This is a genomic window from Phascolarctobacterium sp. Marseille-Q4147 (assembly GCF_017968825.1).
GTDB lineage: Bacteria > Bacillota > Negativicutes > Acidaminococcales > Acidaminococcaceae > Phascolarctobacterium_A.
In genome coordinates this window covers 810781-832616 of sequence record NZ_CP072874.1, presented here as the reverse complement: position 1 = coordinate 832616, position 21836 = coordinate 810781, and the positions used below count along the sequence as shown (strand labels likewise).

General features: G+C 44.9%; 24 protein-coding genes. 18 read left to right on the top strand and 6 right to left on the bottom strand.

Annotation, left to right across the window (positions count from 1 at the left end):
* The first annotated feature begins 133 nt into the window (after positions 1 to 133).
* On the top strand, positions 134 to 1600 hold the full coding sequence (locus KAH19_RS03895) for a bifunctional UDP-sugar hydrolase/5'-nucleotidase (protein ID WP_210685179.1): 1467 nt from the start codon (positions 134 to 136) through the stop codon (positions 1598 to 1600).
* 134 nt (positions 1601 to 1734) lie between these two features.
* On the opposite strand, the gene KAH19_RS03890 is transcribed toward KAH19_RS03895, so the two are convergent.
* The 5 genes from KAH19_RS03890 to KAH19_RS03870 form a co-directional block, all read right to left on the bottom strand.
* Positions 1735 to 2898, bottom strand: coding sequence for a M20 family metallopeptidase (locus KAH19_RS03890; RefSeq protein ID WP_210685178.1), 1164 nt, complete (start codon positions 2896 to 2898; stop codon positions 1735 to 1737).
* Between the two features lie 255 nt (positions 2899 to 3153).
* Positions 3154 to 4269 carry a M20/M25/M40 family metallo-hydrolase gene (locus tag KAH19_RS03885; protein ID WP_210685177.1) on the bottom strand — a complete coding sequence of 372 codons (1116 nt, stop codon included), beginning with the start codon at positions 4267 to 4269 and terminating at the stop codon, positions 3154 to 3156.
* A 20-nt stretch (positions 4270 to 4289) separates the two neighbouring features.
* Positions 4290 to 5564 carry a C4-dicarboxylate transporter DcuC gene (gene dcuC, locus KAH19_RS03880; RefSeq protein WP_210685176.1) on the bottom strand — a complete coding sequence of 425 codons (1275 nt, stop codon included), beginning with the start codon at positions 5562 to 5564 and terminating at the stop codon, positions 4290 to 4292.
* A gap of 175 nt (positions 5565 to 5739) precedes the next feature.
* On the bottom strand, positions 5740 to 7035 hold the full coding sequence (locus KAH19_RS03875; protein WP_210685175.1) for a hypothetical protein: 1296 nt from the start codon (positions 7033 to 7035) through the stop codon (positions 5740 to 5742).
* Positions 7036 to 7126: 91 nt separating this feature from the next.
* Complete coding sequence (locus KAH19_RS03870; protein WP_210685174.1) at positions 7127 to 7981, bottom strand: patatin family protein; 855 nt, start codon at positions 7979 to 7981, stop codon at positions 7127 to 7129.
* A 717-nt stretch (positions 7982 to 8698) separates the two neighbouring features.
* On the opposite strand from KAH19_RS03870, the gene KAH19_RS10975 reads away from it, so the two are divergent.
* From KAH19_RS10975 to KAH19_RS03790, 17 genes are all read left to right on the top strand, one after another.
* On the top strand, positions 8699 to 8827 hold the full coding sequence (locus tag KAH19_RS10975; RefSeq protein ID WP_256437809.1) for a hypothetical protein: 129 nt from the start codon (positions 8699 to 8701) through the stop codon (positions 8825 to 8827).
* 2 nt (positions 8828 to 8829) lie between these two features.
* Positions 8830 to 10041 carry a Na+-transporting malonate decarboxylase, carboxybiotin decarboxylase subunit gene (gene madB / locus KAH19_RS03865; protein WP_210685173.1) on the top strand — a complete coding sequence of 404 codons (1212 nt, stop codon included), beginning with the start codon at positions 8830 to 8832 and terminating at the stop codon, positions 10039 to 10041.
* 18 nt (positions 10042 to 10059) lie between these two features.
* The gene (locus tag KAH19_RS03860) at positions 10060 to 10803 is read left to right on the top strand and encodes a biotin--[acetyl-CoA-carboxylase] ligase (protein ID WP_210685172.1); all 744 of its coding nucleotides are present in this window, start codon (positions 10060 to 10062) and stop codon (positions 10801 to 10803) included.
* Between the two features lie 38 nt (positions 10804 to 10841).
* The gene (locus tag KAH19_RS03855; RefSeq protein ID WP_210685171.1) at positions 10842 to 11291 is read left to right on the top strand and encodes a HutP family protein; all 450 of its coding nucleotides are present in this window, start codon (positions 10842 to 10844) and stop codon (positions 11289 to 11291) included.
* A 157-nt stretch (positions 11292 to 11448) separates the two neighbouring features.
* On the top strand, positions 11449 to 13122 hold the full coding sequence (gene mdcA, locus KAH19_RS03850) for a malonate decarboxylase subunit alpha (RefSeq protein ID WP_210685170.1): 1674 nt from the start codon (positions 11449 to 11451) through the stop codon (positions 13120 to 13122).
* A gap of 15 nt (positions 13123 to 13137) precedes the next feature.
* Positions 13138 to 13464 (top strand): malonate decarboxylase acyl carrier protein, encoded by a 327-nt coding sequence (mdcC, locus tag KAH19_RS03845; protein ID WP_210685169.1) that lies wholly within the window; start codon positions 13138 to 13140, stop codon positions 13462 to 13464.
* 1 nt (position 13465) lies between these two features.
* Positions 13466 to 14425 carry a biotin-independent malonate decarboxylase subunit beta gene (locus tag KAH19_RS03840; protein WP_210685168.1) on the top strand — a complete coding sequence of 320 codons (960 nt, stop codon included), beginning with the start codon at positions 13466 to 13468 and terminating at the stop codon, positions 14423 to 14425.
* A gap of 28 nt (positions 14426 to 14453) precedes the next feature.
* Entirely contained in the window at positions 14454 to 15335 is an 882-nt protein-coding gene (mdcE, locus tag KAH19_RS03835; RefSeq protein ID WP_363317001.1) for a biotin-independent malonate decarboxylase subunit gamma, read from the top strand.
* A gap of 24 nt (positions 15336 to 15359) precedes the next feature.
* Entirely contained in the window at positions 15360 to 16463 is a 1104-nt protein-coding gene (locus KAH19_RS03830) for an acyl carrier protein (protein WP_210685166.1), read from the top strand.
* A complete protein-coding gene (locus tag KAH19_RS03825) occupies positions 16445 to 17155 on the top strand; it encodes a phosphoribosyl-dephospho-CoA transferase MdcG domain-containing protein (RefSeq protein WP_210685165.1) in 711 nt (236 codons plus the stop codon). Before KAH19_RS03830 ends, KAH19_RS03825 begins: the two co-directional genes overlap by 19 nt.
* Before the next feature lie 75 nt (positions 17156 to 17230).
* Positions 17231 to 17440 (top strand): acetyl-CoA carboxylase biotin carboxyl carrier protein subunit, encoded by a 210-nt coding sequence (locus tag KAH19_RS03820; RefSeq protein ID WP_210685164.1) that lies wholly within the window; start codon positions 17231 to 17233, stop codon positions 17438 to 17440.
* A 78-nt stretch (positions 17441 to 17518) separates the two neighbouring features.
* On the top strand, positions 17519 to 17728 hold the full coding sequence (locus tag KAH19_RS03815) for an acetyl-CoA carboxylase biotin carboxyl carrier protein subunit (RefSeq protein ID WP_210685164.1): 210 nt from the start codon (positions 17519 to 17521) through the stop codon (positions 17726 to 17728).
* Between the two features lie 94 nt (positions 17729 to 17822).
* The gene (madL, locus tag KAH19_RS03810; RefSeq protein WP_210685163.1) at positions 17823 to 18188 is read left to right on the top strand and encodes a malonate transporter subunit MadL; all 366 of its coding nucleotides are present in this window, start codon (positions 17823 to 17825) and stop codon (positions 18186 to 18188) included.
* A 23-nt stretch (positions 18189 to 18211) separates the two neighbouring features.
* Positions 18212 to 18967: a malonate transporter subunit MadM gene (gene madM / locus KAH19_RS03805; RefSeq protein WP_246869423.1), complete on the top strand. Its 756-nt coding sequence runs from the start codon at positions 18212 to 18214 to the stop codon at positions 18965 to 18967.
* 47 nt (positions 18968 to 19014) lie between these two features.
* The gene (locus KAH19_RS03800; RefSeq protein ID WP_210685162.1) at positions 19015 to 19965 is read left to right on the top strand and encodes a triphosphoribosyl-dephospho-CoA synthase; all 951 of its coding nucleotides are present in this window, start codon (positions 19015 to 19017) and stop codon (positions 19963 to 19965) included.
* Positions 19966 to 20099: 134 nt separating this feature from the next.
* Positions 20100 to 21053: an AEC family transporter gene (locus tag KAH19_RS03795; protein WP_210685161.1), complete on the top strand. Its 954-nt coding sequence runs from the start codon at positions 20100 to 20102 to the stop codon at positions 21051 to 21053.
* A gap of 33 nt (positions 21054 to 21086) precedes the next feature.
* On the top strand, positions 21087 to 21512 hold the full coding sequence (locus KAH19_RS03790; protein ID WP_210685160.1) for a PaaI family thioesterase: 426 nt from the start codon (positions 21087 to 21089) through the stop codon (positions 21510 to 21512).
* Positions 21513 to 21592: 80 nt separating this feature from the next.
* On the opposite strand, the gene KAH19_RS03785 is transcribed toward KAH19_RS03790, so the two are convergent.
* Complete coding sequence (locus tag KAH19_RS03785; RefSeq protein ID WP_040564521.1) at positions 21593 to 21811, bottom strand: hypothetical protein; 219 nt, start codon at positions 21809 to 21811, stop codon at positions 21593 to 21595.
* Positions 21812 to 21836 lie beyond the last annotated feature (25 nt).

The following is a 21836-nucleotide window of genomic DNA, read 5'->3' as shown; positions in this document are numbered from 1 at the left end:
AAAATAGCCGAAAATAATAAAAAAATAGCCTCTTCCTACCCGAAAAACGCTTTTGGGGTAGGGGCAAATTACCGGGTTTACCTTATAATAAAATTACCAAAAATACAGTAACTGCAGGAAATGAGGTGCTACTATGAAAAATTTGAAAAAGCTGACACTGTTACATTCCAATGACCTGCATGGCGATTTCCTGGCTGAAAGAATTGATAATAAGCTTGTCGGCGGCGTATCCATGCTTTCCGGCTATATCAATAAGGTAAGGGCAGAAGAAGAGAATGTTATCTACTGCATCGCCGGGGATATGTTCCGTGGCTCTGTAATTGATGCGGAATACAAGGGTGTATCGACCATTGAAATCATGAATCTGCTGGGACCGGACGTTGTGACCATCGGTAACCATGAGGTTGATTACGGGCTGTCGCATCTGCTGTTTATCGAAAAATGCGCGAACTTCCCGATTATCAATGCGAACTTCCACATCCGCACGAATAACAAGCGTCTTTTCCAGCCGTTTTATATCGCGCACATTGACGGTATGAAGATCCTATTCATCGGCATCATTACCGAGGACGTACTGGCGCAGACGAAAATGGATAAGGTAATCGGTTCCTTTGTAGATATCTGCGAGGCGGCAGAGGAAATCGGCCGTATTTGTAATACCTACAATCCAATCGATATTGATTTTACGATTATTCTTACACATATCGGCTTTGAAGAGGATAAAAAGCTGGCGGCAATGCTTGATCCCGCTTGGGGCGTTGACGTTATTATCGGCGGTCATTCGCATACCTTTTTGGAGCATCCTGTAAAGGTTAATGACATTCTTATTGTGCAGGCCGGAACAGGCACGGACCAGATCGGTCGCTTTGATATCATGGTAGATACCGACTTGAATGCGGTAGATACCTACACCTGGTCGACCGTACCGATTGATGAATCCCATTGCCCGCGTGATGAGGGTTTGGAAAACTTCATTATGCACTATAAGGATTTAACCGATAAAAAATATGGCAGACTGGTTACCCGCTTTGCCCGCAAGCTGGAGCATCCTTCCCGAATTCAGGAAACTCCTCTTGGCAGCCTGGTAGCGGATGCGCTGCAGGAGAGCCTGGGCATTGATATTATGCTGATGGGTTCCGGTGCTATCCGCAGCTATAATCTGGGACCGGTAGTGCTTTACAGCGACTTTACCGAATGCTTCCCCTATGATGAAGCTGTATATATGCTGCCGGTTACCGGTGAGCAGCTGACGCGCATGATTAAGCGCTTCCTGCGCGAGGAGGCTTTTACCGGCGAGCATACGGAATTTTATCAGCTGTCGCAGGGAATGCATGTAGTATGGAGCCGCAGCGGCCAGTGCTTCAAAGAGCTGACGCTGGATGGCAAGCCCTTGGGCGCGCAGCAGATTTATAAGATTGGTCTGTGCAAATATCACTACAGCAGCCTGAAGCCGTTCCTGGATATTACGCTGGAGGAGGCCGAAGCCAACGGCAGAGTACGCGTGCTGGCGACTTCGTATCGCGATGTGATTGAGGAATACTTTATGACGCATCAGCATCTCAAACGTGAGATTGAGGGACGTCTGATTATTGAGGATTAAAGACAAAAGTGTAAAACAGACATAAAAAAGTACCGTCCCGGCAAAAAATGCCGGGACGATACTTTTTAGGGGTATGTAGGAAGAATATGATATGTAAGATGCTAATAAGGCATCTGCAAGCTTAATTATTTGCCTCAGATATTAAGCATGATAGTAGCAAACAGTTTACATCTGCTGAAGAGGGTATCTACAACAGCAAATTCTTCTGCCGTATGGTTGCGTGCGCCCTGTACGCCGATAGCACAGATTGTAGGAACGCCTGCAGCTGTAGCATAGGCACTGTCGCTGCCGCCGCCGACTGCTTTAGCCGTCGGTTGCGGTAAATTGCACTCTGCTGCTGCTTCCTGTACTAATTTGAGCAAAGCTGCTGTGCCGGGAACCTCATCCATGGATTGGAATTCCGTAACAGTCTTGAGAACGGTTTTGGTATCGGGAACGTATTGCTTATCCGCAATAGCCTGCAATTTGGGCAATACTTCTTCCAGTAAGGCATAGTCGGTATAGCGTGTGTCGCAGGTTAATTTTGCGTAGTCCGGTACAGCGTTGCTGACTGTGCCGCCTTCGAATAAACCTACGTTAAAGTTAATACCCTTGTCGAAATCGGTTAAGGATTCGATATCAATGCCTTTGTGCATTAATTCAATGATAGCGCTGCGGCCGTTTTGCGGGTCATTGCCTACGTGTGCGCCACGGCCATAGGCTTCCATGGTAAATTCATATCTGCCCTTGCGTCTGGTGACAACGCCCTGATCCAAGAAACCTGTTTCAAAGTTAAATGCAGCCAAAGCACCCTTGCTTTCAGCCAAAATTGTTTCGGAAGCATTGCTTAAATAATGAGCTACTTCTTCGTCGCCTGCGAGGATTACTTTAATACCATGTTTGGTATAATTATTTGCTAAAAGCACTTTTAAAGCTGTCAGCATGATAACAATGCCGCCCTTCATATCAAGGCAGCCGGGGCCGTAGGCTTTTCCGTCAACAATTTTAAACGGACGCTCTGCTGCGGTGCCGTCCTTGAATACGGTGTCCATGTGACCTAATAAAACGATAAAATCCTTACTGGTATCGCCAATTTTGCCGACAAGTGTGTTGCCTGCTTTTTCAAATTCTACCTGAGTTGTGGTAAAGCCAAGTGTTTTTAAAATAGCTTCGATTTTTTGTGCGATGAAGTCAACGCCTGCTTTGTTGCCGGAACCGCAATCAACGTTAACTAATTCCTGCCAAAGCTGCAGCATGTTTTCCTTTTCGTCGTCTATCTGCTGCCAAATTTTGTTTTTGTCTAATAATGTATCTGACATTGTTTTTGCCCCCTCGTAATAATAAAAGACCAATAAAGGCTATGTCTTTTATTACAGAATACATCTTTTTTCCTAGTGTGTCAATAGGAGATATATGTGTATGCGAAATTCATAGAAAAAGTTTTGAGTGTCAGTTTACTGCGAAAAACCGCTAAAAGTGTTCAAATATTACAAAATGAAAGAATGGATTAATTCTATTGCCCTTGAACAAGCGCAGGAGCCGCACTAATAGTGAGGCTCCTTAAAGTGAGGTCTTTATTTTGCCATATTCCAGGCGATTTTAGCAGCCAGCTCACCGCATTTGATTAGATCATCAAGATAGATGTGTTCAGCGGGTGTATGGTTTTTGAAGTAACCGGGAGCAATGCCTATAGCCTGGATGCCGTTGGCATTAAAATGATTTCCGTCCATTCCACCGCCGCCGCGGGCGAAGGCCACCTCTATGCCCATTTCCTGCAGTGCTTGGGCAGCAACTTGCACAATATCGGCATCTTGTTCAATTTTAAAGGTGCGGTAGAGTACGTCAGGCGTGTATTCGATTCTTACGCCGTAATCTTTTTCGATTTGAGCTACAGGTGCAGCGAATTTTTCCAGGACAGCATCAAATTCCGCATTATCGGTGCTGCGTGCTTCTGCTAAAATTTCGGCATAATCGCAGACAACATTAGTAGCGTTGGTGCCTGCGTGAATTGTAGATATATTGGTGGTTGTAAAGGGCGTAATACGGCTGTCGGGAATGTTCATAATAAGAGCGGCAGCAGCTTTGATGGCATTGATACCCTTTTCCGGTTCGTTGCCTGCATGAGCGCTCTTGCCGTAAATCTTATATGTCAGCTTGGCCTTGGAAGGTGCCTGCAGTACAATTTTTCCGATATGGCCAGGGACGTCAAATACAAAAGCTTTCTTAGCCGCAAATTTGCCGAAGTCATAGTAGGATGAGCCGATAACACCTGCTTCTTCGCAAACAGAGAAGGCTACTTCAATATCGCCGTGCGGTTTATCGCTGGCAATAATACGGCGCAGTGCATCTAAGATTACGCTTATACCGGAAACATCATCTGCCGCCAGAATTGTTACACCGTCTGCACGCAGGATATTGTTTTCCGCATCTAAAACCGGGTGAATGGCATTATTGTTTTTTACTCTGTCCATATGAGCAGAAAAGAGAATTGGTTCAATATCGGGATTGCCTTTTAAAAGAGCGCGTACATTACCGGTGTTACCATCTGCTACACGAATATCATCTTCGACAACACTGAGCCCGAGAGCTTCCAGCTTAGCTTTTAAATTATCTGCTATAAGGCGTTCGTTACGCGATTGTACCGGAATTTGTACTAATTCTATTAAGTCTTTTACAATTTGTTCTTGCATAAATTTATACCTCGCTTATGTTAAAACATCAGGAATGCTGCTGCGGTGAGCAGAGCAGCAAACATTGCCCAACCATTATATTTGATAATATCCATCGGTTGTAATTTGGCGATACCGGCACACAGAATCATAGCTGCGGAGAACATTGCCATGGAGCGGCCGATGCCACCGGAGAGTACTACCATTGCTCCCATATGGAGGGTGTCCATACCAAATCGGGATGCATGAACGCTGACTGCTTCATTGAACGCTATAGAAGCGGATTCGCCGCTGCCGCAGATTAAGGTCATGATGAATGGGCCGAAAACTGCTGCAAGCTTGGCGATAGACGGAGAAGTAGTCATGAAACCTATGAGCATTTTGATGAAGCCTAATTTTGTTAAGCCAGCAACAAAAATGTTAACGCAGATTAACAAACCGAAAACATTGCCGAATGCTGTACCCATGGCTTTGAAAAACTCTTTGGTAACTTCTTGCGGATTGGTACGCGTAACAATCATACATAAAAGACAGCCGATAATCATAGCATGCGGCACAGGCATTTTAAAGGCCGGTACTATTTTCAGGTTGCCCAAAAGCAAGATGATGATAGGTACAAGCGGTAAAACAGCGTATAGCGGATTAGCTTTGATAATTTCTACTTCGCCGAAAGCGGCAGCTTGGGCAGCAATAGCCTCTTTTCCATGTTTTTTGCGCAGATAAAAGGCCATACAGGTTAAAACGCAGGAGCTTACCACTACAGAAGCAATTAAGGCAGGAGCAGCAACGTGTACGAAATCCATGCCTTCAACGCCTGCCAGATGAGCTACGATTGTAGGATGCACGTGCCCGGGATTGAGGTTACCGCCATAAAGACCGCACATGATAGCGCCGGCTGCCAGTGGAACCGGGATACCGGAGGCAACCATCAGCGGGATGAAAACAGTACCCATCGCTGCAGTTACGCCGGCAGCACTTGTAATGGAGGTGTTGACGACCATGGTGGCTAAAGCTACACCTATAATTAAGAAAGGCCCTGCTTTTTTCAGGATTTTGGCAAACAGAGAAACAAGATGCTTATCGGCACCGCATAGCTTAACTACTGCGGCAAAGCCCATGGAAGTAATAATTGTTTCAAAAACATTTGCCTGCTTCATGGATGCAGAAAACGCTTTGAAGGTGCCGGTTAAGTCACCGGCCAGCAAAATCATAATCATGCCTGCTGCAAAAAGCAGTGTTTTGGGATCTTTACGCTTCGCCATTAAATAAATCATTATAGCGACAACAATAAGACCGATAATCATTTGTAGTGTCATAGTTTAATTCCCCCTCAGAAAAAACATTAAAGGTCTAATAAAGGATAAGACCACAAATAGAGAATAATACATTAACGTGAGTAAGTCAATAAAGCAGACTAATGTATACAAAATTCTTAATCAAAAAAGCTGAGGTTACAGTTTGTTACTGAACCTCAGCTTAAGAGAGAAGTGTTTATAATTTTATTTTGTATATTTTGCGTGGGCGTCCTTTGGTTTCAGACATTTCCGAGCGGATTTCTTCGGCATAACCATGCTCCGTCAGGCAGGTGAGAATGCGACGGGCGCTGCGGGGCAGGATCTGCAGTATCGTGGCAAGCTCCTGCGCATTAAGCTCATCGCGTCCGTAAATTTTCAATGCGTGGCAAATTTTGCTTAGAGTTGCCTGGCTGAGAGATGTTTTTTTGCTTACTTCTTCCAACTGTGCGGAGGCATATTGATAATCTATCTGTTGCGCACTTCCAAAAGGACCGCTGATGGTTTTGTCGTCAAGTACGACATACCAGCTGCCTTTTTTATCGGCACAAGCATGCTTTAAGGCAATAACAGCATTATATTCGGCTTCGCGGGCGCTATTGCCTATACCGATGCCGCAGGCACGAAGGCTTTTGCTTAAATCGTGCAGCATTGGCAAGTCCGGCAGACTGGTGAAGCTGTTGGTAAGCTGCTCTAAGCAACCACGTGTGGTGAAAATATAAAAATTACCTTCGTTGGCAGGCTTCAACGAGCCACTGATGTTTTTGGTGTAGCTGATGAGCTTTTGCGAAATGGCGATTTCCCTGCTGTATAAGTCGTCTACGGAATAAAAATTATCTTTTTCTCCCAGCAGATTAAAACTGAATACTTGTACAGCAATCTGGCATTCCTGTAAATTTTTTATGCGGAAATGACTTAAAATCAGATTTAAAATATTACGTATCGTAACACGTATCGGAATGATACAGAAGGTCGGAATGCCTTCCTGCTCCAATAAGCTTTTAACGTAGCAACTTTTTGTGACAGCAGCCTTTGTTATGCCTTTTTTGAAAAGCTTGCGATGAAATGTCACATAGCTGTCAAGCGGTAAGTCAGCGTGCTCATCGGACAAATGGTTGATAACGTTATAGGTTATCTGCATATCATCAAGACCGCGGGTAATATCATAATAAGGTATTGTATCGATACTCAATTCATCGATATTAAAGCCTTGGTGAATAGCAGCACAGAGCGTTTTGTAAAAGCTGGCACCGCGGTAAGGGATGTAGTAGACAGGCTTTTGTACTTTGCCCCATTTTTCGATACGCAGATAATTTATCTGGTCGAATACGAGCCAGGTGTCAACCTCCTGCTGATGGTTGGCAATAATATTCAATGTGCGAGTTTCATCATTATCAATGAAAATAGAAACTTCATAGTCATCATATTCTTCGATGACTTCTTGCAAAATATTTATGGCATGTTCTTCGCCGATAATGCCTAATTTTATTTTCATGTGAACCTCCAAGGAACAAAAGTATTTTGTCGGTTGTTTTAAAATTAAATATATTATACACTAAATTACACTAGGCTCAAAGAAAATAAAATTATTGTAGCTCTAATTCTTTTATCTTATCGATTGCAGCCAGTCCGCAGCCGATGCCATGGTCATGCAGTGCCAGCAGCTTGTGCGGCTTGATATCGAATTTATCAATCGTAAGCGGAATCTGCGGGCGGATGATGACAGCCTTGCCTTCGCGTTCCAGTTGTTCGACAGCCTCCAGCTGCTCATTGTAGAGCCTGGGGCGCTGCTCCATAATTTCCCACAGCTTGGGATATTTTTTGTACACTGATTTGAGCAGGAATTTGGGCACGCCTTTTTTCTTGCGGTAGCCTTCGTTACGTGTGAGCACAACGATGAGCTTTTCGTAGCCTGCGTCGAGTGCTTTTTGGTAGGGGATGGGTGCCAGCAGCGCACCGTCGAGCAGCGCACGGCCTTCATGCTTGACAACAGGGGCAACGAAGGGCATGGAGGAAGAAGCGCGCACCGGAATAAAGTCCTGGCCCAATGCTTTTTGGTCATACCAGACGCTTTCGCCGTTGACGATATCGGTAGCAGCTACCTGCAGCGTGCCGGGATAGGCGCGGTAGGCTGCATAGTCAAAGGGAAGCAGTTGCTTGGGCAGCTCCTTGAAGATAAAGTCAAAGCCGAAGATACTGCCGCTTTTAATCCAGTTGCGCACGCTGAAGTAACGCTTGTCGGTGACGTAGTGTTCGATAATCTGGCGTGTGCGCAGCGGTTGGGCAGACATATATGATAAAATATTGCAGGCTCCGGCAGAAACGGCAGTGATGTAGGGAAATGTGAGCTGATGCGCCAGAAAGGCTTCAAACACACCGGCGGAAAACATTCCCCGCATGCCGCCGCCCTCCAGAACGAGAGCTGTTTTTTGTAAATGCATAGTAGATTCCTCCTAATTGCTATTATACACTAGCGGTGGAGAAATACCAATATAAGTTGTAACAAATAATAGTGAAAAACAGGGAATACAATCATGTATAATACAGAAATATATCAAAGCGAGGCTGAAGAACGTAAACTGATATTATTGAAGTAATACCATTAAACTGGCTTAAAAAATAAATTTTCCCAAAATTGTTGACAAACATACAAAAGTGATATAAAATAAAAAACATAGAGAGACTGTGAGAAAAAAGCTACTATCATATATACTTATAAAATAGAATATAGGAGACTGAGTGATTATGAGAAATTTCATTCAGTCTCTTTTTGTTTTTCTAGGGTAAAATATGAAATTAGTTTTTGTAAGTAATGAGATTGTATTTTTGAGAGAACAACTAAAAAACTGATTGAGGTGCCTGCCTTGTGCAGAGTAAATTAAGGGAAGCAGTGAAAATCTGCTACGGTCACGCCACTGTGATGCTTCTTGAAGCCAGCTTTAAGAAGCTAAGTCAGATTGCAGCCTTGATTATGTTATATATTTCTGCGAGAGACGGAGTGTATACGAGATATCTGTACCCAGATGTATTGTATCCTTTTCCGCCGCAAGCAGAAAAGGATATTTTTATTTGCTGTGATGTCCGGAAATTACCGCAATAGAAATATCCGCAATTATAAAAATTATTAGATTTTCTTATATGACGAAAGGAGATTAATTATGAGCGTTGAACTTTATGCGTTGTTTTCTTACGCATTTACCGCAGCAATTGCTCTGGTTATGATTGGTGCTGTAGTACTGCTCAACAAGATTATGGGCGGTAGTAATGATGAAGGAGGTATGGAATAACAATGGATGGAAATATCGTTGCACAATTATTCCCTGGCATTGCGTCTTTGATGGTTCAAGATACAACCATTGCTATTGCCAGAATCGCACTTATTGCATTTGGTTTTATTTTAGCTTACTTAGGCTTTAAACGTATCCTTGAGCCGTTGATTATGGTGCCGATGGGTATTGGTATGATTTGTATTAACTGCGGCGTGCTGTTTTTAGATGGCGGCAAGCTGGGTACTCTGTTCCTGGATCCGTTGGTTTCTGATCCTGCAAAATTGGTTGATATTATGCAGATTAACTTCCTGCAGCCGATTTACAACCTGACCTTCAGCAACAGTCTGGTTGCCTGCGTAGTATTCCTGGGCGTCGGTGCAATGTGTGAAATCGGCTTTATTCTGGCTAACCCCTGGACTTCCATTATTATCGCTATATTCGCTGAATGCGGTACCTTCGTAACTTTGGTTTTGGGCGTACATCTTGGCCTGACACCTCCGGAAGCTGCAGCAGTTGCTTCTATCGGCGGTGCTGACGGACCGATGGTTCTGTTCACCTCCCTGATGCTTGCTCCGCACCTGTTCGTTCCGATTTCTGTAATTGCTTACCTGTATCTGTCTCTGACTTATGCCGGCTATCCTTGGCTGGTAAAATTAATGGTTCCGAAAGCTTTGCGCGGTAAAGATATTATGTACTATGCTCCGGAAGTTCCGAAAGCAAAAAAATTCATCTTCATTCTGGTATGCTGTGGATTGCTTTGCCTGCTACTGCCGATGGCTGCTCCGCTGATTATGTCCTTCTTCCTGGGTATGGCTATTAAAGAATCCGAAATTGTACCTTACCAGGATTTGGTTGAAAACACCCTGCTGTACACCGGTACTCTGATGCTCGGACTGTTGCTTGGCACCCTGTGCGAAGCTTCCACCCTGCTGAACCCGAAAGTTGCTCCGCTGATTGTTCTGGGTATTCTTGCTCTGGCAGTTTCCGGCGCAGTTGGTATCCTTGGCGGTTACGTTGTTTACTGGTTCAAGAAAGGTGACTTCAACCCGGTTGTTGGTATTGCCGGCGTATCCTGCGTACCGACCACTGCTAAAATTGCTCAGCATGCTGCTGAGGATGAAGATCCGTTCTCTGTTGTTATGCCTGTGGCAATGGGTGCCAATATCGGTGGTGTTATCGTATCCGCTATCGCTTGCGGCGTATTCATTGCAACCATCGGTCTGGTTAAATAATTAACCTGATAAATTATTATGAAAATACAGCTTCGAGAATTTGATGTATTGAAATCAACAAATGAAACTGCTGTAGCTATGGCCCAAGAGGGCGCTCCTGAAGGAACCGTTATTGTTGCTGCCAGGCAGGAGGGCGGACATGGCCGTATGCACCGTGTCTGGAACTCTCCGCTTGGCGGCCTATGGTTTACCGTTATCCTTCGTCCGCAAATCGATCCCCAATTTGCTGCTCAAATTACCTTGCTTGCAGGCGTAGCTGTGGCTAAGGCCGTACGCAGACTGTACAATACAGAAAGCGTCAAAATAAAGTGGCCTAATGACCTGCTATTAGACGGTCAAAAAATCTGCGGCATTCTTTCTGAGCTACAGCTTGATGAAAACGGCGTAATAGATTATGCTATCGTCGGTATTGGCGTAAATGTGGCGCTGTCAGCTGCAGACTTCCCAGCGGAAGTAGCTGCAACTGCGGCTTCGCTCAATGCCAGCCTGCATAAGGACTTTACTTGTGACCAGGTGCTGGTTGCCATTATGGAAGATTTTGGTATCTTGTATGACAAGTGGCTGCTGCTGGGCGCAGATGTTGTGATGAAAGAATGGCAAAAGCTTAATTGTACAGTCGGCAAACACGTGCTGGTGAAGGATAATGACCAGGTTGTTTTTGCCGGTACTGTAATAGATGTAGATGAGGAAGGTGCAATTATAGTGCGCAACGAGCAAGGGATAGTCCAAAGCTTTAACTTTGGTGAAATAAGTATCCGATAAGAGCTCTGCGGAGGTTTGAAATAGAAGGAGTGATTTGTATGGCAGCTAGTACTGTTCCGGGGTTTCTGGAAAGTAGTATTGTCAGCCCTGGAACCGCAGCAATGATGTTGGCTTTGACTCAGACGATTTATGATGAGGATTTAGCCAAAAAGCTGGTGGCGAAGAAAGGGTTAAAAGCTGTAGTCACTGAGGTGGGAGGAAAAACCAGTTTTGATGATTTCAATGAGAGAATTAACCGGGCTGTTATTGGGGCTTGTTTAAATTCAGGACTTATTGAAAAAAAGAGCAATGATATTCATGCAGTCATTCATGCTACAGAAGAGGCTAAAAGAGGGTTGTTAGTGAGTGTCAGTACAAGTGCAAGTCTGGCGTTGAAAATTGCTGTATCAAGAAACGAGCATTGGATAGCAGTTGCCCTGTTTGGGAAATCTGCACTGCACTATATGACTAATCATGAGCGTGCAGGTTTAGGCGTAATGCATATATAAATGCATATATTATCGGACTGAATCACAATTAAAATTTCATATTGGTGATAGAGAGAGCGAGAGCAGACAGTCAGTTTAAGTGGCTGTTAACCTTAAGCTCTTTTTTTGTCCGATTTATTATATGAAGCTTTTCTTAATTCAGAAAGGAGAGACCGTAATGGAGTTCAAAAAAGTTACCCGTGAGTGGGACACTCTGAAAAAGGACGCAATGGAGCGCGCAAAAAATGCTGCTCCGCTGGTCAAGGAAGGGAAAATTGTTGATGCAAAAGATACAGTTGCTTTGCTGGAAGCTGTAATCAAACCTTACGACAAGGTTAACATCGAAGGTAACAACCAAAAGCAAGCTGACTTCCTGGCAAAATGCCTGTGCCAAGTTGATCCCGCTAAGATTCATGATCTGCACATGGTTCAATCCGTGTTGACTCTTCCTGAACATCTGGATGTATTCGAAAAAGGTATTGCTAAAAAGCTGGATATGTCTTTCTCTGGTCCACAGGCTGGCCGTATTGCACAATTCCTGCAAGAAGGCAAACTGGAGCTTGGCGCTATCCACACCTATCTGGAATTATATGGCCGTTATTTTGTAGACTTGACTCCGCGTGTTGCCCTCGTTGCAGCTACTATGGCTGACAGAGAAGGCAATCTGTTCACCGGCTTCAGCACTGAGGATACTCCGGCAATCGTTGAAGCAACTAAATTCCGTCAAGGCATTGTTATCGCTCAGGTAAACAAAATCGTTGACAAGCTGCCTCGTGTTGATATCCCCGGCGATTGGGTTGACTATGTAATCCAATCTCCGAAACCGTTCTACATTGAGCCTCTGTTCACCCGTGACCCGGCACTGATTACCGATGCACAGGTACTCAAAGGCATGATGGCAATCAAAGGCATTTACGGTGAATATGAAGTAGCTTCCCTGAATCATGGTATCGGCTTTGATACCGCTGCTATCGAACTCTTGCTGCCGACCTACGGCGAAGAGCTTGGCCTGAAAGGCAAGATCTGCAAGAACTTCATCTTGAATCCGCATCCGACTCTGATTCCTGCAATCGAAACCGGTTGGGTAGAATCCGTTCACTGCTTCGGCGGCGAGCTGGGCATGGAAGATTATGTAGCTGCCCGCAGCGATATCTTCTTCGTTGGTCCGGATGGTTCCATGCGTTCCAACCGTGCATTCTCTCAAACTGCAGGCCACTATGCAATTGACATGTTCATCGGCGGCACTCTGCAGATTGACCCGTACGGCAACAGCTCCACCGCAACCGCTAACCGTGTTGCAGGCTTCGGCGGCGCACCGAACATGGGCTGCGACCCGAAAGGCCGTCGTCATTCCTCCGGCGCATGGCTCAAATGCGGCGAAGAATATGCACTTAACAAAGAGATGTGGGGACCTGTACATCGCGGTAAACGCCTTGTTGTACAGCTTGCAGAAACCTTCCGTGAAAAACTGGCTCCTGGCTTCGTAGAAGAGCTGGATGCTTTCAAGCTGGCTAAAAACGCTAACCTGTCTATTGAACCTGTTATGATTTACGGCGATGACCTGACTCATATCATTACTGAAGAAGGTATCGCATACCTGCCGAAGTGCCGTAACATGGAAGAGCGTACTGCTGCTATCCGTGGTATTGCAGGCTTCACCGAAGTCGGTATGAAAGCAGACCCGAAAGAAACCAAACGTCTGCGTGAGCTGGGTATTATCAAGACTCCGCAAGACCTGGGTATCGATATGAGCAGAACTAACCGCTCCATGCTGGCAGCTAAGAACGTACATGACCTGGTTGAATGGTCCGGTGGCTTGTACAATCCGCCTGCTAAATTCAGAAACTGGTAATAGGAGGAGCTTAAAATGGCATTACAAAATCTGGAATTTGAGTTTGAATCTGAAAATACCCAAACCATTAAACCGGAATGGTCCCATATGGGCGTAACCGGCTCTGGTGACCTGGAAGTTATGTTTACCAAAAAAGACCTCGGCGGCAAAGTTCAGGCTAAAGTATGCACTCCGGTAAAAGGATTTGACGCTGTTTGGGAAAAAATGCTGGGTAAATTCGTTAACGATACCGGTGTAGGCAACATCGTTATTGAAATCAACGACGATAATGCTACTCCTATCGTAGTATACATGAGATTGCGCCAGGCTCTGGCAGAAGCAACCGCAAAGGAGGCTGAATAAGATGAAAAACTGGAATGAATTGGAAAAAAGCAGCTTCTTTGATGCTAATGCCCGTGAACGCGCTGTAGGTCTGTGCGACAAAGGCACCTTTACCGAACTGCTCGGACCTCATGATCGCTTTGAAAGTCCGCATCTGCCGGTACTCGGTACTGCAGTAGAGTTTGATGACGGCACCGTAACCGGTGTTGGCCTGATTGGCAAGCATCCTGTATTCGTGGTTTCTATGGAAGGCAAATTCATCGGCGGTGCTATCGGCGAAGTTAACGGTGCGAAAATGGTTAACACCCTGCGCCTGGCTCTGAAAGCAGCTAAAGACATCAAAGCTGCTCATGCTGATGACTATGACGCTCGTCGTCCTCTGGTTGCTATCTCCTTTGAAACCGGCGGTGTTCGTCTGCACGAAGCAAATGCCGGCCTGCTGGCTCATGCTGAGGTTATGGACGCAATCCAGGATTGCCGCCGCATTCTGCCGATTGTTGCAGTTGTAGGCTCCAAGGTTGGCTGCTTCGGCGGTATGGGTTTCGTAGCTGCTGCTACCGACGTTATCGTTATGAATGAAGAAGGCCGTATCGGTCTGACCGGTCCTGAAGTAATTGAGCAGGAAATGGGCAAGGACGAATTCGACGCTTCCAACAAAGCTCTGGTATATCGTACTACCGGTGCTAAGCATAAATACATCATCGGCGACTGCAACTATCTGGTTGAAGACACCGTCGGCGATTTCAAAGCTGCTCTGGCTGAGGTTGCTGACCTCTCCATGGAGGCTATCGAAAAAATGCGCCGCATCGGCTCTCTGAAACTGGTTCAGGAACAGCAAGGTCTGGTTAAGCTGGTAGCTGAAATGCAGCCTAAGGATTCCATGGACCTGTGGAAATACTATGGTAACGAAAACCCTGCTGAACTTCCGGAAATGACTACCGAGGAATTCCTGAAAGTTGTTAAACGCAGACCGCGTGCATAAGAGAAGGAGGTAAAGAAACATGGATGAAATGGAAAACACTATGATTGGCCGTGGCCGTGATGCAATTGAAATGATTGTTGACGCAGGCTCCTTCGAAGAAAACAAAATCGGCACTGCTGAGTTCGATCCTGACTATGGCCCGGGTGCAGTAGTTGGTACCGCTAAGCTGAAAGATGAAACTGTAACTGTTATCGCAAACGATGCATATGCTTTCAATGACCGCTTCCCGGTTGTATTCGGTGGCGTAATCGGTCTGGAAGAAGGCTACAAGATGGCTACCGCAGTATACCGTACTATGGAAGCTGATAAAGATAAACCGGAAGCTGAAAAACGCCCGATTGTTCTGATCGTAGACACCCCGGGCAACGGCCCCGGCAAAATGGAAGAAATTGCCGGCATGAACAAATCTACCGGTGCTTACCAGCTGGCATTGGCTGAAGCACGCAAATCCGGTCATCCTATCGTAGCAATGGTAATCGGCCGTGCAATCTCCGGCGCATTCCTGTGCCATGGCCTGCAGGCTGACGAAATCCTTGCCCTTTCTCCGGAATTCGGCACTATGATTCACGTAATGCCTCTGACCTCTATTTCCCGTATCACTAAGATGGATATTGAGCGTCTGGAAGAGCTGGCAAAGGTTAACCCGGTATTCGCACCTGGCGTTAACTTCTTCTACAACCTGGGTGGCGTAAAAGAAATCGTTCACAAGGTTGAAAATATGCGTGATACCATTGCAAAGCATATCAAGGAAGTACAGGAGCTTAAAGCTGCCGATAAATATGAACAGCTCGGTCCTTGGGGCCGTGGCCTGGACGGCAACGAGCGTGGTGGCCGTGTAAATCGTCTGAAAGCTATGGCTAAAATGAACGAAGAGTTTGCTGCAGTAGCTGATAAATATATCAACGCATAAATTTTTTCAGAAAGAAGGGGTAGTATGAAAGGAATTCTGGCTGAAATAGCATCGATGGTTAAGGACTTTGGTTCTGCGCCTACATTTGCAGAGATGCCGCGCAAGACATTAGCTGACAAAGGCATTGCGGGACCGACCGCTGCCCATACGATAGAAGAGGTTCATACTCCCCTTAATCTTGCTTATCTTACTTTTACTACAGGTTCATCTGCTTTTCAAAATATTGTCGGCATTACTTTTGCTGAACTGCCTGCACGCGTGAAGGCTTCCTTTACGGTTCTGGAGCGGGCAGGTCTTAAAGCAGGGGATAGGGTTCTTGTTACTTATCCTCCTCTGGTAAATGTTTTCAGTGGTGAAGCCTTTAAAAAATATGGCCTGCAATGGGATTTTTTGGTGCGGTCCAGCAGAGATGCTTTTTTGGCAGCGCTTTATGAATTCCAGCCGAAGGCTGTTGTAGGTGAATCTTCTTTTATCAGAGCTTCCTTGGAAGATGCTAAGCATATGGGTGTTGCGGATGAGCTGCCAAAAGATATTGTTTTGCTTACTGCTGGTACGCCTTTGGATTTGGAACTGCTGCCGATAGCGCAGGAGGTTCTGAATGCGGAGGTTCATGACTTGTATGGCTGCCAGGAATTTGGCTGGCTGTGCATGGACGGAGTGCCGGTGCGTGACGATATAGAGCTTGTAAAGCTGCCTGATAACGGCGGGCAGGATATGTATGAGCTGGTTGTAGGCGGTTTGCCTATGGGTGACAGCTTCCCTGTTTCCAAAAGCGGTCATGTATGTAACCGTAACGGTAAGGTAATTACCTATCGTCGTGAGCGTACTTATCCTGAATATGAAGTGATTGTAAAAGCTACAACACTTACTTCTACTGTTACCTTAGGCCGTGTAGCAAGATCGATATTGCGCATTAAGGGCCGTGTAGTCAAGATTAGTCCGGATGTAGTTACAGGTGCCGAGCACACTGTACTGGAACTGACACCTGATTACATTACAGCCGGCAAGCAGCAAGGCATTGTAATCGAAGGGCCGGAAAAGACCAGATTCTTTGATGATCTGGTACAGGCACAGCTCGATTATCAACAGAAAGCGAAGGCGGACCCGACATGGACGAAACGCAATTAAAAAGACATAATCTGGTATTTATATCGAAGCAGGGAAAAGACAAAATCTGGAGCGATATTTCCCCACGCTATGATGGCGAAAGTAAGCATCTTGCAGAAGAGGTTTTACAGGGCAATGTGGATATTCCCGGTTTTATCCGTCGTAATGATGCGGAAAATACAGAGGGAATTGCCATTGGCTTTGTCCATCATAAACGTATAGAAGGAAACCGTATCCGTATAGGTGCTTGTACTGCTGCTGATGATATAGTTACGATTATGACACCTTATGAGGTCCTGACACGCAGGGCGTTTGCCTTTACAACGCGCAACCGTTGCATGCAGATAGTGCGTCAGTTATATGAATTGGCTTATGTGTTTGACCTGCAGATTGGCGTACTTGGTTCTGCTGCCCTGGAGCTGATAACAGGACTGCCGTATACAGATGAAAACTCAGATATCGATTTAATAGTCAAACCGGCCGGTTATAACCGTCTGCTGCAGTTTTACCGCGCAGCACAGGCCTGCTGTAATGAAATTAAGATGGATTTTGAGCTTGATCTGCCCAATGGCTACGGTGTCAAGCTTGCTGAAATATTTATGGAAACTCAGACTGTACTTGGTAAAAGTTTAGAAGATGTCTCCTTGCTTAACCGTAAGGATGTCATGCAATATTTGAAATCTGAAAGTCTCTGCAGCTGTCAGGCTGAGTAAGGCTTAAATAGGATTTGAATAAAGCTGCTAGGGGAATAATCCCCAGATTTTAAAGATTAAAGGAGTAAGAAAATCATGGAAATTAAATCTCGCGTACCCGGTAAAATCGTTCGCTTTGAAAAACAAGTTGGTGACACTGTTGCAGTTCGTGACGTACTGATCGTTATGGAAGCAATGAAAATGAAACAACTGGTACCTTCTCCGGTAGCAGGCGTAGTAAAAGAGTACAAAGTACAACCCGGCGACCGTGTAAGCGCCGGCCAAGTTGTTGCTATCGTTGAATAATAGCTGCTAACTTATTAGCATATTGATCTGATATTAATAAAGCACTTAAATAATTAACAATAAAAGGAGTAAAAAATCATGGAAATTAAATCTCGCGTACCTGGTAAAATTGTTCGTTTTGAAAAACAAGTTGGTGACACTGTTGCAGTTCGTGACGTACTGATTGTTATGGAAGCAATGAAAATGAAACAGTTGGTACCTTCTCCGGTAGCAGGCGTAGTAAAAGAGTACAAAGTACAGCCTGGTGACCGTGTAAGTGCTGGTCAAGTTGTTGCTATTGTTGAATAACACTTTTGTAAAGAACTGAATGCAATGGCTTTAGTTGTTTCGCTGCCCTATTATGGGCAGCGATAATAAAAAATTGTACTAAGGTGGTGTAATTATGGTTATTTATGGTGTAGCTCTGTTATCTGCATGTTTCTTAGCCGGTAACTTTCTTGGTGATATTCTCGGTGCTTTACTGCACGTTAAGGCAAATGTTGGTGGTGTAGGCTTTGCAATGCTTTTCCTCATTTTGTTGAGCAATAAAGGCATTGATGCCGGATGGCTGGATAAAAAAAGTCAGGAAGGTATTGCTTTCTGGTCTGCAATGTACATCCCTATCGTAGTTGCAATGAGTTCTATTCAAAATGTTGTCGCTGCTATTTCCGGTGGTGCGGTAGCAATTCTTGGTGGCTTACTGTGTACGGTTTTTGGCTTTTTGCTGATTCCTATTATGAGTAAGAATCATGCAGCTAAAGCTGAGTAAAAAACGGTGGGAGGTGTTTATTTATGGACATTATGGCAATGTTAACCAAACTTTTAACCAAAAATGGACTGATTTTTGCTTTCGTTATTATAGGTATTACAAACTTTATTGCATATAAGTTTGCCGGACTCTCCAAGGGACGTATTCATGGCAGTGCAGTAGCAATTTTCTTCGGCCTTATCTTAGCCTACATTGGTGGTGGCGCTAAAGGTCTTGCGTCCATTCCTCTGTTCGCCGGCGTTGGTTTGATGGGTGGTGCAATGTTCCGTGACTTTGCTATCGTATCTACTGCGTTTGGTGCAGATTTGCGTGAGATAAAAAAGGTTGGCGTTATCGGTGTACTTTCTCTGGTAATGGGACTTGTAATTTCCTGGGTAGCAGGCGTAATAGTTGCTTACGCTTTTGGTTATCGTGATACCATAAGCATTATCACGATTGCTGCCGGTGTTTGTACCTTCGTTGTTGGCCCTGTAACCGGCGCTGCTCTCGGTGCTTCCTCTGAAGTTATTGCTATTGGTATTGCAGCAGGTGTTGTAAAATCCGTAGCAGTAATGATTATTACTCCGTTAGTTGCTAAACCGCTTGGCTTGACTAATCCGCAAGCTGCAATGGTATTTGGCGGTCTGATGGGTACAACATCTGGTACTGCGGCTGGTATGGCAGCAGTCGATCCTAAGCTGGTTCCTTATGCAGCAATGACTGCAACCTTCTACACTGGTTCCGGTTGTTTGACTTTCCCGTCTGTTTTCTACTTCTTAACTAAAGCGATATTTGGCTAATGATATAAAAAACTAAGCATTTGATACGGAGAAAGTAGGTAGGTATAATGAGTAAAGAACAATTTTTACTTCAAAGAGTAGACAATAATGAAATAAAAATCGCTAATGAAGTTTATTCTTGCAGACTTTCTCCTTTCGATGCTGATTTGCAAAAGGTCGGTCAATATCTGACGCAGGCAATTTTACTGGAAGTATCTACGCATCCTAAACCAGGTCTGGTAACCAGATTATCCAATGGTGCGCATAAGGATATGAGTATCTTTACCTTTATGATGAGCTCCGCTGTTCTGAGCAAAGCGTTCAACGATTTGCAGGATATCGGACAGGCACATAGAGGAACCTTGGCAGAGCTTTTCTGCAAGCTGCGCAGCTACGGCGTTGGCGCAGAGGCAGAGCTTTTGAGAGTGACCAAGGGAGTCAATACACAGCGGGGAATTTTATTCGCCGGCGGCATAGTGAGCGCTGTAAGCGGCTATGCTATGAACATGGGGCTGAGCAGAGATGCTTTGCTGCCTCTGATTAAGGAAATGGCTGCAGGCTTAGTAGCCAGGGAATTGAAGAATCTTGATCATGCTGCAATGACAGCAGGCGAAAAGCTATACTATAAATATGGCATTACAGGCATTCGCGGTGAGGTTGAAAATGGTTTCCCGAGTGTGGTAAACTATGGACTGCCTGCTTTGGAAGATGCCTTTAACAAAGGCGCGACGATTAATGATGCTTTGGTGCATGCATTGATATCTTTAATGACTGTTGTTGAGGACAGCAACGTTATCTGGCGCACTGATTATGATACTTTGCTGGAAGTGCAGAGAATTGCTAAAAACATTCTGAGCCTTGGTAGTGTCTTCACCGAAAAAGGCAGGATGGCGATAGCTGAGACTGAGAGGTACTTCTTACAAAGGCGTATTAGTCCGGGAGGCAGCGCAGACTTGCTTTCCGTTACTATAACCTTATATTTACTCGAACATAAGGAATTTCCCCATGATATATTTTAGGGACATGGTATATCAGGCAATTCCTTGACATATACAGATGCATAGCACATAGATGCTAATACTCCTCCATTTAGCATAGCAAGGTACGGTAGGGACAGCCGTACCTTGTTGTGCGTTGAAAAAAGGTGATTACAATGATAAATTTTGTTTTACAAGCTCTCGATGGTATTTTTACGATTGTTTTTGTAGTCGGTATCGGTTATGTGCTCAGTAAAAAAGGCTGGTTTGATGATAAAAGCAGTGCTTTGATTGCTAAGCTGGTTACGACGGTATCATTGCCGCTGTATATGATTACCAGTCTGACGAAAAATTTTACGGCAGAAAAGCTGGTCAAGCTGGCTCCTGATATGCTGCTGCCGGTATGCTCCATGCTTTTGGCACTGGTTGTAGGCAAAATAGCAGCCAAGCTGCTGCATGTACGTCAGGGAAGACGCGGCGTTTTTGTCACCAATTTTTTTATAGCTAACACTATGTTTATCGGCCTGCCGGTAAATCTGGCGCTGTTCGGTGATGAAAGCATTCCTTCCGTTATGCTGTATTATATGGTTAATCTGACCTTCTTCTGGACATTGGGTGTGCAGAATATAGTTGCGGATATTGAAGGCAAATCCGGCGGTATTTTTTCTATGCAGGTGCTGAAAAAGCTGTGGTCACCGCCGCTGATGGGTTTCGTAGCAGCAATTCTGCTTATAGTGCTGAATATTCCGCTGCCGAGGTTTTTGGCACGTGGCTTTCAATATGTAGGCAACCTGACAACGCCGCTGTCTTTGGTTTTTATCGGTATTGAAATAAGCAAAATAAACTTGCGTGATTTCAATTTTGAAAGAGATATCTGGGGCGGTTTGTTCGGCCGTTTTGTTGTCTGCCCGTTGTGCGTGTTGTGCCTGGTGCCGTTGATTAATGTAGCGCCGATTTCCGTTAAGGTGTTTGCTATGCAGGCTGCTATGCCGGCAATGACACAGATGGCTATAGTCTGCAAGCAGTATGGCGGCGACAGCCGGTATGCGGCGGCGCTTTCGTTTATCACCATTATCGGCGGACTTTTGGTAATTCCTGTTTACATGACTGTGGTTAATATGTATTTTTAAGCTTTAGCATAAAAAATGAAAGGTGGCGTTTTTATGAATCCGGAAGAAATTATCCGCAAAATGTGGAGCAGCAACGCATTTATGAATGTCCTGAAAATCGAAATCAAGGAGGTGCACTGCGGCGGTGCAACCTTGGTGATGCCTATTGATTTTGATATTCATACCAATCATTGGCTGGGCGTGCATGGCGGTGCCATGGCAGCGCTGGCAGATTGCGTAACCGGTATTACATGTGCTTCTGTTGGCAAAATCTGTACAACGCTGAATATGAATATTGATTATATCAGTAATGTACGCGGACTGGGCGCACTGAGCGTTACAAGCAGGATTGTACATAAAGGCCAGTCTACGATTAATATTGTTTCGGAAATTAAGGATGATGCAGGCAACCTGATCTGTAATGTTACTTATATTATGTTCGTTATGGATAAGCTGCAGGAAGTACCGGAGAAATGGTAATAAAATAAAAAACTGCCCTGAGGCAGCCACGATAAATATCGTAAGCTGCTTCAGGGCAGTTTTGCTTTTGCGCCTTATTCTTATCTGTACTTGTTAGTGTGTTTCTTTTTGGTGTGCTGTTCGCGGTAATCTGCCTGTACCTGATATACCTGATAGATATACAGAGCGCACAGGGGAATAGCGACAATCAGGCCTAACCAGCGGTTGTTGAAGAAGTAGCTGCCGGCCATGCCGCCGAGTAAGCTGATGATAAGTACAATCAGCATATTAACCTTGATTTTCATTAAATATTTTTTCATTATATATTCCTCCCAGGTTTTATAA

What these genes read in the sequence shown, in the direction of transcription:
- KAH19_RS03895 (WP_210685179.1), top strand. Translation starts at nt 134, where the DNA reads ATGAAAAATTTGAAAAAGCTGACACTGTTACATTCCAATGACCTGCAT.
- KAH19_RS03890 (WP_210685178.1), bottom strand. Translation starts at nt 2,898, where the DNA reads ATGTCAGATACATTATTAGACAAAAACAAAATTTGGCAGCAGATAGAC.
- KAH19_RS03885 (WP_210685177.1), bottom strand. Translation starts at nt 4,269, where the DNA reads ATGCAAGAACAAATTGTAAAAGACTTAATAGAATTAGTACAAATTCCG.
- dcuC (WP_210685176.1), bottom strand. Translation starts at nt 5,564, where the DNA reads ATGACACTACAAATGATTATCGGTCTTATTGTTGTCGCTATAATGATT.
- KAH19_RS03875 (WP_210685175.1), bottom strand. Translation starts at nt 7,035, where the DNA reads ATGAAAATAAAATTAGGCATTATCGGCGAAGAACATGCCATAAATATT.
- KAH19_RS03870 (WP_210685174.1), bottom strand. Translation starts at nt 7,981, where the DNA reads ATGCATTTACAAAAAACAGCTCTCGTTCTGGAGGGCGGCGGCATGCGG.
- KAH19_RS10975 (WP_256437809.1), top strand. Translation starts at nt 8,699, where the DNA reads ATGAGCGTTGAACTTTATGCGTTGTTTTCTTACGCATTTACCGCAGCA.
- madB (WP_210685173.1), top strand. Translation starts at nt 8,830, where the DNA reads ATGGATGGAAATATCGTTGCACAATTATTCCCTGGCATTGCGTCTTTG.
- KAH19_RS03860 (WP_210685172.1), top strand. Translation starts at nt 10,060, where the DNA reads ATGAAAATACAGCTTCGAGAATTTGATGTATTGAAATCAACAAATGAA.
- KAH19_RS03855 (WP_210685171.1), top strand. Translation starts at nt 10,842, where the DNA reads ATGGCAGCTAGTACTGTTCCGGGGTTTCTGGAAAGTAGTATTGTCAGC.
- mdcA (WP_210685170.1), top strand. Translation starts at nt 11,449, where the DNA reads ATGGAGTTCAAAAAAGTTACCCGTGAGTGGGACACTCTGAAAAAGGAC.
- mdcC (WP_210685169.1), top strand. Translation starts at nt 13,138, where the DNA reads ATGGCATTACAAAATCTGGAATTTGAGTTTGAATCTGAAAATACCCAA.
- KAH19_RS03840 (WP_210685168.1), top strand. Translation starts at nt 13,466, where the DNA reads ATGAAAAACTGGAATGAATTGGAAAAAAGCAGCTTCTTTGATGCTAAT.
- mdcE (WP_363317001.1), top strand. Translation starts at nt 14,454, where the DNA reads ATGGAAAACACTATGATTGGCCGTGGCCGTGATGCAATTGAAATGATT.
- KAH19_RS03830 (WP_210685166.1), top strand. Translation starts at nt 15,360, where the DNA reads ATGAAAGGAATTCTGGCTGAAATAGCATCGATGGTTAAGGACTTTGGT.
- KAH19_RS03825 (WP_210685165.1), top strand. Translation starts at nt 16,445, where the DNA reads ATGGACGAAACGCAATTAAAAAGACATAATCTGGTATTTATATCGAAG.
- KAH19_RS03820 (WP_210685164.1), top strand. Translation starts at nt 17,231, where the DNA reads ATGGAAATTAAATCTCGCGTACCCGGTAAAATCGTTCGCTTTGAAAAA.
- KAH19_RS03815 (WP_210685164.1), top strand. Translation starts at nt 17,519, where the DNA reads ATGGAAATTAAATCTCGCGTACCTGGTAAAATTGTTCGTTTTGAAAAA.
- madL (WP_210685163.1), top strand. Translation starts at nt 17,823, where the DNA reads ATGGTTATTTATGGTGTAGCTCTGTTATCTGCATGTTTCTTAGCCGGT.
- madM (WP_246869423.1), top strand. Translation starts at nt 18,212, where the DNA reads ATGGACATTATGGCAATGTTAACCAAACTTTTAACCAAAAATGGACTG.
- KAH19_RS03800 (WP_210685162.1), top strand. Translation starts at nt 19,015, where the DNA reads ATGAGTAAAGAACAATTTTTACTTCAAAGAGTAGACAATAATGAAATA.
- KAH19_RS03795 (WP_210685161.1), top strand. Translation starts at nt 20,100, where the DNA reads ATGATAAATTTTGTTTTACAAGCTCTCGATGGTATTTTTACGATTGTT.
- KAH19_RS03790 (WP_210685160.1), top strand. Translation starts at nt 21,087, where the DNA reads ATGAATCCGGAAGAAATTATCCGCAAAATGTGGAGCAGCAACGCATTT.
- KAH19_RS03785 (WP_040564521.1), bottom strand. Translation starts at nt 21,811, where the DNA reads ATGAAAAAATATTTAATGAAAATCAAGGTTAATATGCTGATTGTACTT.